This is a genomic window from Streptomyces swartbergensis (assembly GCF_002148965.1).
In the GTDB taxonomy this organism is placed as follows: Bacteria; Actinomycetota; Actinomycetes; order Streptomycetales; family Streptomycetaceae; genus Streptomyces; species Streptomyces swartbergensis.
This window is the reverse complement of record NZ_NGFN01000044.1, coordinates 23,270-33,821: the sequence shown is the minus strand read 5'-3', so window position 1 is coordinate 33,821 and position 10,552 is coordinate 23,270. Positions and strand designations below refer to the sequence as shown.

At 70.8% G+C, this 10,552-nt stretch carries 12 protein-coding genes; 6 read left to right on the top strand and 6 right to left on the bottom strand.

Annotation, left to right across the window (positions count from 1 at the left end):
• The coding region (locus CA983_RS10435; protein ID WP_143645474.1) for an MFS transporter at positions 1 to 675 on the bottom strand (675 nt) is incomplete at its 3' end.
• Between the two features lie 79 nt (positions 676 to 754).
• On the opposite strand from CA983_RS10435, the gene CA983_RS10430 reads away from it, so the two are divergent.
• A complete protein-coding gene (locus CA983_RS10430; protein WP_086600598.1) occupies positions 755 to 1,447 on the top strand; it encodes a FadR/GntR family transcriptional regulator in 693 nt (230 codons plus the stop codon).
• Here CA983_RS10430 and CA983_RS10425 read toward each other — a convergent pair.
• The 3 genes from CA983_RS10425 to fabG form a co-directional block, all read right to left on the bottom strand.
• Entirely contained in the window at positions 1,425 to 1,775 is a 351-nt protein-coding gene (locus CA983_RS10425; protein ID WP_086600597.1) for a hypothetical protein, read from the bottom strand. The genes CA983_RS10430 and CA983_RS10425 overlap by 23 nt on opposite strands.
• Positions 1,776 to 1,947: 172 nt before the next feature.
• The gene (gene fabI / locus CA983_RS10420) at positions 1,948 to 2,715 is read right to left on the bottom strand and encodes an enoyl-ACP reductase FabI (protein WP_086600596.1); all 768 of its coding nucleotides are present in this window, start codon (positions 2,713 to 2,715) and stop codon (positions 1,948 to 1,950) included.
• 5 nt (positions 2,716 to 2,720) lie between these two features.
• Positions 2,721 to 3,425: a 3-oxoacyl-[acyl-carrier-protein] reductase gene (gene fabG, locus CA983_RS10415; RefSeq protein WP_086600595.1), complete on the bottom strand. Its 705-nt coding sequence runs from the start codon at positions 3,423 to 3,425 to the stop codon at positions 2,721 to 2,723.
• Between the two features lie 273 nt (positions 3,426 to 3,698).
• Here fabG and CA983_RS10410 point away from each other — a divergent pair, with 273 nt between their 5' ends.
• From CA983_RS10410 to tyrS, 3 genes are read left to right on the top strand one after another with little or no spacing between them, the layout of a single operon-like run.
• Complete coding sequence (locus CA983_RS10410) at positions 3,699 to 5,255, top strand: TldD/PmbA family protein (protein ID WP_086600594.1); 1,557 nt, start codon at positions 3,699 to 3,701, stop codon at positions 5,253 to 5,255.
• The gene (locus CA983_RS10405) at positions 5,252 to 6,646 is read left to right on the top strand and encodes a metallopeptidase TldD-related protein (protein WP_086600593.1); all 1,395 of its coding nucleotides are present in this window, start codon (positions 5,252 to 5,254) and stop codon (positions 6,644 to 6,646) included. The genes CA983_RS10410 and CA983_RS10405 overlap by 4 nt, the downstream gene beginning before the upstream one ends.
• A 56-nt stretch (positions 6,647 to 6,702) precedes the next feature.
• Entirely contained in the window at positions 6,703 to 7,971 is a 1,269-nt protein-coding gene (gene tyrS / locus CA983_RS10400; protein WP_086600592.1) for a tyrosine--tRNA ligase, read from the top strand.
• An 88-nt stretch (positions 7,972 to 8,059) separates the two neighbouring features.
• Here tyrS and CA983_RS10395 read toward each other — a convergent pair whose 3' ends face one another.
• A complete protein-coding gene (locus CA983_RS10395) occupies positions 8,060 to 8,335 on the bottom strand; it encodes a GlsB/YeaQ/YmgE family stress response membrane protein (protein WP_086600591.1) in 276 nt (91 codons plus the stop codon).
• Positions 8,336 to 8,578: 243 nt separating this feature from the next.
• Here CA983_RS10395 and CA983_RS10390 point away from each other — a divergent pair, with 243 nt between their 5' ends.
• Entirely contained in the window at positions 8,579 to 8,974 is a 396-nt protein-coding gene (locus CA983_RS10390; RefSeq protein ID WP_086600590.1) for a DUF3099 domain-containing protein, read from the top strand.
• A 216-nt stretch (positions 8,975 to 9,190) separates the two neighbouring features.
• Complete coding sequence (locus tag CA983_RS10385) at positions 9,191 to 9,409, top strand: hypothetical protein (RefSeq protein WP_086600589.1); 219 nt, start codon at positions 9,191 to 9,193, stop codon at positions 9,407 to 9,409.
• On the opposite strand, the gene moaA is transcribed toward CA983_RS10385, so the two are convergent.
• Positions 9,410 to 10,399, bottom strand: a complete 990-nt coding sequence (moaA, locus tag CA983_RS10380) for a GTP 3',8-cyclase MoaA (protein ID WP_086600588.1) — start codon at positions 10,397 to 10,399, stop codon at positions 9,410 to 9,412.
• Positions 10,400 to 10,552 lie beyond the last annotated feature (153 nt).

Genomic DNA, 10,552 nt, shown 5'->3' with positions numbered 1-10,552 from the left:
CGCTTTACCCGCCCCGCGCCCTCGTACGAACGGCAGCCACGGCAGGACCGCCGCCACGGCCAGCCCCGCCCACAGGCCGAGGCCCGACTGCCAGCTGCCGCCCAGGGCGTCGGTCAGGGGCACCGTGACCGCGGCCGCGAGGGCCGTGCCCAGGGCGAGCGCCATGGAGTACAGGCCGGTCATGGAGCCGACGCGGTCGGGGAACCAGTGCTTGACGATGACCGGCATCAGGACGTTGCTGACCGCGATGCCCATGAGGGCGAGGGCGCTGGCGGCCAGGAAGCCGGCCGTGCCGCCGGCGTACGGCCGGATCGCCAGGCCGGTGGCGATGGCGGCCATGCCGGCGCACACCACGGCGCCGGCTCCGAAGCGGCGGGCGAGCCGCGGGGCCATGACGCCGAAGACGGCGAAGCACAGCGGCGGCACGGAGGTGAGCAGCCCGGCCACGCTGCCGCTCATGCCGAGCCCGTCGCGGACCTCCTCCAGGAGGGCGCCGAGGCTGGTGATGGCCGGGCGGAGGTTCAACGCGGACAGCACGATGCCGAGGACGAGCAACCGCGTCGTCCACGCGCGCGTGGACGTACCGCCGGGTTCCCGGGCCTCGGGCGCGGCCGAGCCGCGTACGGTCGGGAGCGTCGTCGTCCGGGTTTCCTCACTAGCCATGAGGTCCATCATAGAATCATAGGATGATTGACTGTCCAGTCTGTCTCGTCCCCGGCTGCCCTCCGGCGCCCCGGTCGTGCGAAGGTGTGCCATGCCCCTGAGCCATCCCCGACGTTCGGCGCTCTCCGAGCAGGTCATCGCCGCTCTGCGGGCCCAGATCACCTCCGGCGAGTGGCCGGTCGGTTCCCGCATTCCGACCGAGCCGGAACTGGTCGAGCAGCTGGGTGTCGCCCGCAACACGGTCCGCGAGGCCGTCCGCGCGCTCGCGCACAACGGCCTGCTGGACATCCGCCAGGGCTCCGGCACGTACGTCGTGGCGACGAGTGAGCTGGCGGGGGTGATGCAGCGGCGGTTCGCCGGTGCCGACCCCCGGCACATCGCCGAGCTGCGTTCCACGCTGGAGTCGGCCGCGGCAAGGCTGGCCGCGGAGCGGCGTACGGAGAAGGACCTCAAGCAGCTGGACGCGCTGCTGGTGCGGCGTGAGGAGGCCTGGGGGTCGGGTGACGCGGAGGCGTTCGTGACCGCGGACGCGACCTTCCACCTGGCCGTGGTGGCAACCTCCCACAACGACGTGATGACCGCCATGTACGCGGACCTGGGCGAGGTGCTGCGGGACTGGCTGCGCGAGGACGTCGGCGAGGAGCTGACGCCGGGGACGTACATGGAGCACGGACGGCTGCTCGACGCGATCCGCGCGGGGGACGCGGCGCAGGCGGCCGTCGAGGCCGCCCGCTACCCCTTCCTGTGCCGCCTGGGCGGGATCAGCTCGCCCGCCGGTGACTGATCCACACCTCGCCGACTTCCTTCCAGCAGCGTCCGGTCAGCCGTACGGTCTGTGCGGGCCCGGCCTCGACCGGGGAGCTGTCGGTGTCGATGTCCCACCAGCGGGCGCACTCGACGTGCAGGCTCACCCGGTCGGCCTCCGGGTAGGGGTTGTGGCAGTACGCGGTCACCCGGGAGCCGGTGACGCGGGTCCGGCACTCGGCGCCGAACGGCTCCGCCGACTCCTGCTCGGCGGCGGGCATGCGCGCGTGGGGCACCGCCTCGTACGCCAGGGTCATCACGAGAGCGACGGCGAGGGACAGTGTGGCCGTTCGGCGGGACAAGCGCACAAGGGGACCTCCTCGGCCGTGCTGGGGAGGGGATCGCGTGATGAACGCGTACTCCAGGGTGCCCGGTTGCGCGCCTCTCCCGCCCGGCCGGATGAGCCGAACGGGTGACGAACGGGTGACGCCCCGCTCCCCGCGCGCTGCGGGAAACGGGGCGCCGACGGCGTACGGGAGATCAGGCTCCGATGGCGTGCAGACCGCCGTCCACGTGGATGATCTCGCCCGTGGTCTTCGGGAACCAGTCGCTCAGCAGCGCGACGACGCCGCGGCCGGCCGGCTCGGGGTCCTTCAGGTCCCACTCCAGCGGGGAGCGGGAGTCCCACACGGACGCCAGCTCGCCGAAGCCCGGGATGGACTTGGCTGCCATGGAGCCGAGCGGGCCGGCCGAGATCAGGTTGCAGCGGATGTTCTGCTTGCCCAGGTCACGGGCCATGTAGCGGCTGGTGGCCTCCAGAGCGGCCTTGGCCGGGCCCATCCAGTCGTACTGCGGCCAGGCGAACTGCGCGTCGAAGGTCAGACCGACGACCGAGCCGCCGTTCTGCATCAGCGGCAGGCAGGCCATGGTCAGCGACTTCAGGGAGTACGCCGAGACGTGCATGGCGGTGGCGACCGACTCGAACGGCGTGTTCAGGAAGTTGCCGCCGAGGGCGTCCTGCGGGGCGAAGCCGATGGAGTGCACGACACCGTCGAGGCCGCCGAGCTCCTCGCCGACGATGTCGGCCAGGCGCCCGAGGTGCTCGTCGTTGGTCACGTCGAGCTCGATGACCTTGACGGGCCTGGGCAGCTTCTTGGCGATGCGCTCGGTCAGCGTGGGCCGCGGGAAGGCCGTGAGGATGGCCTCGGCGCCCTGCTCCTGGGCCAGCTTGGCGGTGTGGAAGGCGATGGAGGCCTCCGTCAGCACACCGGTGATCAGGACGCGCTTGCCCTCGAGAATTCCGCTCATGGTGATCAGTGACCCATTCCCAGTCCGCCGTCAACGGGGATGACGGCTCCAGTGATGTACGAGGCGTCGTCCGAGGCGAGGAACCGCACCGTCGCGGCGATCTCCTCCGGCTGCGCGTACCGGCCGAGCGGAACCTGCTTCACGATGCCGGTGCGCTGCTCGTCGGAGAGCACCGCGGTCATGTCGGTCTCGACGAAGCCGGGGGCGACGACGTTGAAGGTGATGTTGCGCGAGCCCAGCTCACGGGCGAGGGAGCGCGCGAAGCCGACGAGGCCGGCCTTGGAGGCGGCGTAGTTGGCCTGCCCCGGGGAGCCGAGCAGCCCGACGACCGACGAGATCAGGACGACGCGGCCCTTCTTGGCGCGCAGCATGCCGCGGTTGGCGCGCTTGACCACACGGAAGGTGCCGGTGAGGTTGGTGTCGAGGACCGAGGTGAAGTCCTCCTCGGACATGCGCATCAGGAGCTGGTCCTTGGTGACGCCGGCGTTGGCGACGAGGACCTCGACGGGGCCGTGGGTTTCCTCGATCTCCTTGTAGGCCTGCTCCACCTGCTCGGCGTCGGTGATGTCGCACTTGACGGCGAGGAAGCCGGCCGGCGGCTCACCCGAGCGGTACGTGATGGCGACCTTGTCGCCGGCATCGGCGAAAGCGCGGGCGATGGCGAGGCCGATGCCCCGGTTGCCTCCGGTGACGAGAACCGAGCGGCTCAACGGATCACCCTTTCGATAGCGGTCTGATACCCCGCCCCGGGCGCCTGGACGACAGGCGGCGATGACAGGCGGCTTCCTCGAAAACCTATCGGTCCGGACACGCCCGCGGACAATCGGGCACCGACAGTGGCGTACGGGACTGACTGTCGGGTCCCTACAGAAAGCCGCACACCCGGGTCGCGAAACTCGTGGCCCGCGCGCCGGATGAGACGACATGATCGGAGCAGTCACGACGTACGGCAACCACGGTCACCTCGACAGAAAGAGACGGCGGTGCCTCATACCATCGACGAGGCCTTCACGGCCCTCCCCCTACGCGCCCTCGCCGACGCGGCCCTCGCACGCGCGCGTGCGCTGGGCGCCGACCACGCGGACTTCCGGTTCGAGCGGGTGCGCAACGCCTCCTGGCGGTTCCGGGACGCCAAACCCGCCGGCTCCTCGGACACCACCGACCTCGGGTACGCGGTGCGCGTCGTGCACGGCGGCACGTGGGGTTTCGCATCCGGTGTCGACCTCAGCATGGACGCCGCCGCCAGGGTCGCCGGGCAGGCGGTGGCCATGGCGAAGCTGTCCGCGCAGGTGATCAAGGCGGCCGGCTCGGACGTGGGGGCACCTCCCACGCCTTTCGGGCAGTGGGGGAGCGTCGAGCTGGCCGACGAGCCGGTGCACGCCGACAAGACGTGGGTCTCGTCGTACGAGATCGATCCGTTCACGGTGCCCGACGAGGAGAAGGCCGGGCTGATCGCGGACTGGAGCGCGCGGCTGCTGGCGGCCGACAGGGTCGACCATGTCGACGCCTCGCTGCTCACCGTCCACGAGAACAAGTTCTACGCCGACACCGCCGGGACCGTGACCACACAGCAGCGGGTGCGGCTGCACCCGGTGTTCAACGCCGTGTCCGTGGACGAGTCGAGCGGCGAGTTCGACTCGATGCGCACCCTCGCGCCGCCCGTGGGACGCGGCTGGGAGTACCTGCGGGGCACCGGCTGGGACTGGGAGGGCGAGCTGGAGCAGATCCCCGAACTGCTCGCCGAGAAGATGCGCGCGCCGAGCGTCGAGGCGGGCCTGTACGACCTGGTCGTCGACCCGTCCAACCTGTGGCTGACCATCCACGAGTCCATCGGGCACGCGACCGAGCTGGACCGGGCGCTCGGCTACGAGGCCGCCTACGCGGGCACCTCCTTCGCCACCTTCGACCAGCTGAACAAGCTGCGCTACGGCTCGGAGCTGATGAACGTCACCGGCGACCGCACCGCCGAGCACGGGCTCGCCACCATCGGGTACGACGACGAGGGCGTCGAGGCGCAGTCCTGGGACCTGGTGAAGGACGGCACGCTCGTCGGCTACCAGCTGGACCGGCGGATCGCGAGGCTGACCGGGTTCGAGCGGTCCAACGGATGCGCCTACGCCGACTCCCCCGGGCACGTGCCCGTGCAGCGCATGGCCAACGTGTCGTTGCGGCCGGACCCGGCCGGGATGTCCACCGAGGACCTGATCGGGGGCGTGGAGCGGGGCATCTACGTCGTCGGCGACCGGTCCTGGTCGATCGACATGCAGCGGTACAACTTCCAGTTCACGGGGCAGCGCTTCTACCGGATCGAGAACGGCCGGCTCGCCGGGCAGCTGCGGGACGTGGCCTACCAGGCGACGACGACCGACTTCTGGGGCTCGATGGCCGCCGTCGGCGGACCGCAGACCTACGTCCTGGGCGGCGCCTTCAACTGCGGCAAGGCCCAGCCGGGCCAGGTCGCGGCCGTGTCGCACGGCTGCCCGTCGGCCCTCTTCAAGGGCGTCAACATCCTCAACACGACCCAGGAGGCCGGTCGATGAGCGCCCGTACCAGCAAGCCGCACGAGATCGTCGAGCGGGCCCTCGAACTGTCCCGGGCCGACGGCTGTGTCGTCATCGCCGACGAGCAGTCCACCGCCAACCTGCGCTGGGCGGGCAACGCGCTCACCACGAACGGTGTCACGCGCGGACGCACGCTCACCGTCATCGCCACCGTCGACGGCAAGGAGGGCACGGCCTCGGGGGTCGTGTCACGGTCCGCCGTGACGGCCGACGAGCTGGAGCCGCTGGTGCGGGCCGCCGAGGCCGCCGCGCGCGGCGCCGGGCCCGCCGAGGACGCGCAGCCGCTGGTCACGGGCGTCGCGCAGGCACCGGAGTTCACGGAGGCTCCCGCCGAGACCTCCTCCGCCGTGTTCGCCGACTTCGCTCCGGCGCTCGGCGAGGCCTTCGCACGCGCGCGTGCGGGCGGCCGGGAGCTGTACGGCTTCGCCAACCACGAGCTGGTGTCGACGTACATGGGGACGTCCACGGGGCTGCGGCTGCGGCATGACCAGCCGAACGGGACGCTGGAGCTGAACGCCAAGTCGCCGGACCGGACCCGGTCCGCCTGGGCCGGGTCCTCCACGCGGGACTTCAAGGACGTCGACCCGGCGGCGCTGGACGCGGAGCTGGCGGTGCGCCTCGGGTGGGCGGAGCGGCGCGTGGAGCTGCCCGCGGGCCGGTACGAGACGCTGCTGCCGCCCACGGCCGTCGCGGACCTGCTGATCTACCAGATGTGGTCGGCGTCGGGCCGGGACGCGGTGGAGGGCCGCACGGTGTTCTCCAAGCCGGGCGGCGGTACGCGGGTCGGCGAGAAGCTCACCGACCTGCCGCTGACGCTGCGCAGCGACCCGAACGAGCCAGGCCTGGAGTCGGCGCCCTTCGTGATCGCGCACTCCTCCGGGGGCGACCAGTCGGTGTTCGACAACGGGCTGCCGCTCGCGGCCACCGAGTGGATGAGCCGGGGCGAGCTGCGGCACCTGACGACCAGCCGCCACAGTGCCGGGCTGACCGGCCTGCCCGTGGCGCCGGGCATCGAGAACCTGATCCTGGACGGGGGCGAGGACCGCTCCCTGGAGGAGATGGTCGCGAGCACCGAGCGAGGGCTGCTGCTGACGTGCCTGTGGTACATCCGGGAGGTCGATCCGGCGACGCTGCTGCTCACCGGGCTGACCCGGGACGGCGTCTACCTGGTCGAGAACGGCGAGGTCACCGGCGAGGTGAACAACTTCCGGTTCAACGAGTCGCCGGTCGGCGTCCTCGGCCGGGCCACGGAGGCCGGGCGCACCGAGAAGACGCTGCCCAGGGAGTGGAGCGACTGGTTCACCAGGGCCGCGATGCCCGCGTTGCGCGTCCCTGATTTCAATATGAGCTCTGTCAGTCAGGGCGTATAACCTCGTAGTCGGCTGTCACCCGACTGCCCGAAGATCATCGAGGAGACACGAGAACCGTGACGGACATCGTCGACGAGCTGAAGTGGCGCGGGCTGTTCGCCCTGTCCACTGACGAGGACGCTTTGCGCAAGGCGCTCGCGGACGGTCCCGTCACGTTCTATTGCGGCTTCGACCCGACGGCGCCGTCGCTGCACGTGGGGCACTTGGTGCAGGTGCTGACCGTGCGCCGGCTCCAGCAGGCCGGTCACCGGCCGCTGGCACTGGTCGGCGGAGCCACGGGCCTGATCGGCGACCCGCGTCCGACCGCGGAGCGCACGCTGAACGATCCGGAGACGGTCGCCGGCTGGGTCGGCAAGCTGCGCTCCCAGATCGAGCCGTTCCTGGACTTCGAGGGCGAGAACGCGGCCGTCATGGTCAACAACCTCGACTGGACGGAGAATCTCTCCGCGATCGAGTTCCTGCGGGACATCGGCAAGCACTTCCGCGTCAACAAGATGCTGACCAAGGACTCCGTGGCCCGGCGCCTGGAGTCCTCCGAGGGCATCAGCTACACGGAGTTCAGCTACCAGATCCTCCAGGGCATGGACTTCCTCCAGCTGTACCGGAGGTACGGCTGCACGCTCCAGCAGGGCGGCAGCGACCAGTGGGGCAACCTCACGGCGGGCCTGGACCTGATCCACCGGCTGGAGCCGGACGCCACGGTGCACGCCATGGCGACGCCGCTGATGACCAAGGCGGACGGCACCAAGTTCGGCAAGACCGAGGGCGGCGCCGTCTGGCTCGACCCGGACATGACGACGCCGTACGCGTTCTACCAGTTCTGGCTGAACGTGGACGACCGGGACGTCTCGAAGTACCTGCGCATCCTGTCCTTCCGCTCCCGCGAGGAGCTGGAGGAGCTGGAGAAGCAGACGGAGGAGCGTCCGCAGGCCCGTGCCGCGCAGCGGGCGCTGGCCGAGGAGCTGACCACGCTGGTGCACGGCGCCGACCAGACGGCCGCCGTGATCGCCGCGTCCAAGGCCCTCTTCGGGCAGGGCGAGCTGGCGGAGCTCGACGACAGGACGCTGGCCGCCGCCCTGTCGGAGGTCCCGCACATCCAGGTCGCCGAGCTCGGCCCGGTCGTCGACCTGTTCGCCGAGGTCGGCCTGGTGGCCAGCAAGTCGGCCGCGCGGCGCACGGTCAAGGAGGGCGGCGCCTACGTGAACAACGTCAAGGTCGCCGGCGAGGACGCGGTCCCCGCCAAGGAGGACCTGCTGCACGGTCGCTGGCTGGTGCTGCGCCGGGGCAAGAAGAACCTGGCGGCGGTGGAGGTCACCGGCGCCTGAGCGCGCGGGCGAAGGGGGCGGTCGCCGGTGACGGAGACCGCCCCCTTCGCCGTGTGCCCCGTTATGCCCTTCGTCTGCGTGTGCCCCGTTATGCCCTTCGTCTGCTTCCCCTGGCCGCCGTCCAGGCCCGGTCGCCGAGACCGACGAGGATGACCGCCATCACAAGCTGGAAGACGTGCCGCCACCAGTCGATGCCCGCTGTGGCGTCGACACCGGCCGCCCGGGCGATGGCGTTGCCGGCGACGGCGCCGATCATGCCCAGGATGACGGTCAGCCACAGGGGGACGTGCTGCTTGCCCGGAATGATCGCCTTGGCGAGCAGACCGAGTACCAGTCCCACGATGATCGCCCACAACCAGCCCATCGCTGCCTCCTCGTACGGCTCGACGTGAGCACTACGCCCAGTGTCGGCCCAGGTGCCCTACGCCGCATGCCGGGGGTAGCCGTACGAGGCACGGCTCAGGACGTTCGCCCGGGCCGGACCGGCCCCGGTCTCGTAGCCGGCGCAGGCGCGGCGTAACGTGGAAGCTGTCCTGGCCAGGCTCCCCGACCGGCCCGGGGCGGCTACGGGGCGGGGAGATCCGATACGGGCGGATGGTGGAATGCGATGCGGAAGCAGCATGGCGGCGGACACACCGAGGTGTTCCGGATCACCGGCGCCCGGGCCGGACTCCAGGAGGACGTCCGAGGGCGGCAGCGCCGGTACGTGATCTCGATGACGGTCCGCACGATCTCCGTGATCCTCGCGGCGACCCTGTGGAACGTCGAACGGCACGTCGCCGTCGTGGCGTTGGTGCTCGGGCTGGTGCTGCCGTACATCGCGGTGGTGATCGCGAACGCCGGGCGCGAGAACGCGCCGTCCCTGCCGTCGACGTTCGTGGTGCCGCCGGTGCGGCCGATGATCGCGCCGCCGGGGACGCAGGACGGTCCCGCGGAATCCGTCGCGGAAGACACCGTGTCCGGGACGGTGCCGGGGGCGCGGACCGAGTCGCAGGAGCGGTAGGGGCGCTCGCGGGCGAGCACAAACGGAAGTCATCTTCCCGCCAAGCTCAAGAAAAGCTCAGATCAATCATGTTGTTCAGGTGCCGGGCGCGGGGTTACCCGTGACATACTTCGTACGCGCTCCGCATCCCCCGTCGGAGCGACGGACCGACGCCGGGCAGCTCCCCCCGTGGCTGCTCGGCGTCGCCTTTTCTGTGTGCAGTGGTGAGACAAAGCTGTGAGTGACGAGACGCCCATCTGTTCCGCGAAGGGCTGCCGTGCGGATGCCGTGTGGGTGCTGGCGTGGAACAACCCGAAGATCCATACGCCGGAGCGGCGCAAGACGTGGCTGGCGTGCGAGGAGCATCGCGAGCATCTGTCGCAGTTCCTCGGGGTGCGGGGGTTCTTGAAGGACGTGGTTCTGCTGAAGGAGTGGGAGTCCTCGCAGAGCCCCTAGCTAGCCACCGATCGCCGACATAGGCCGGTCCGGCTGGACAAAGGTGGGGTCGTCCAGGCCCGCTCCTGCCTTCTTGCCCCACATGGCCAGGCGCCAGATGCGGGCGATCTCCTCGTCCGGGGCGTCCGAGCGGAGGGCGGCGCGGAGGTCGGTCTCCTCCTGGGCGAACAGGCACGTGCGTATCTGGCCGTCGGCCGTGAGGCGGGTGCGGTCGCAGGCCGCGCAGAACGGGCGGGTGACCGAGGCGATCACGCCGACGACATGCGGGCCGCCGTCGACCAGCCAGCGCTCCGCCGGGGCCGAGCCGCGTGCCTCCTCGCCCTCGGCGGTCAGGTCGAAGCGCGTGCGCAGGGACGTCAGGATGTCGCCGGCCGTGATCATGCCGTCGCGCTTCCAGCCGTGCTGGGCGTCCAGGGGCATCTGCTCGATGAAGCGCAGCTCGTAGTCGTGCTCCACGGCCCAGGCGAGGAGGTCGGGGGCCTCGTCGTCGTTGAGGCCCGGCATGAGGACGGAGTTGACCTTGACCGGCGTGAGGCCCGAGTCGCGCGCGGCGTGCAGCCCCTCGATGACGTCCTTGTGGCGGTCGCGGCGGGTGAGGGTCTTGAAGACATCCGGGCGGAGTGTGTCGAGGGAGACGTTGACCCGGTCCAGGCCCGCCGCCTTGAGGGCGGCCGCCGTGCGCTTGAGGCCGATGCCGTTGGTCGTGAGCGACATCTGGGGGCGCGGCTCCAGGGCCGCGACGCGCTCGACGATGCCGACCAGGCCGGGGCGCAGCAGGGGCTCGCCGCCGGTGAAGCGGACTTCCTCGATGCCGAGGGAGGTGACCGCGATGTGTATCAGGCGGACGATCTCGTCGTCCGTGAGCAGGTCCGGCTTGGCCAGCCACTGCAGACCCTCCTCGGGCATGCAGTACGTGCAGCGCAGATTACACCGGTCGGTCAGCGAGACCCTCAGGTCGGTGGCCACCCGGCCGTAGGTGTCGATGAGCACGTGGGCCCCCTCCCTCGACGCGGATCATGCCCGGAGCCATGTTTTCCCCGGCACCTGCGAGCCTACGTGACGCCACTGACATCACCACAGGCCCGATCCCACGACGCGGGACGCGGCCGCGCCGCAGGGACCTGGAGGTTCCTACGACGCGGC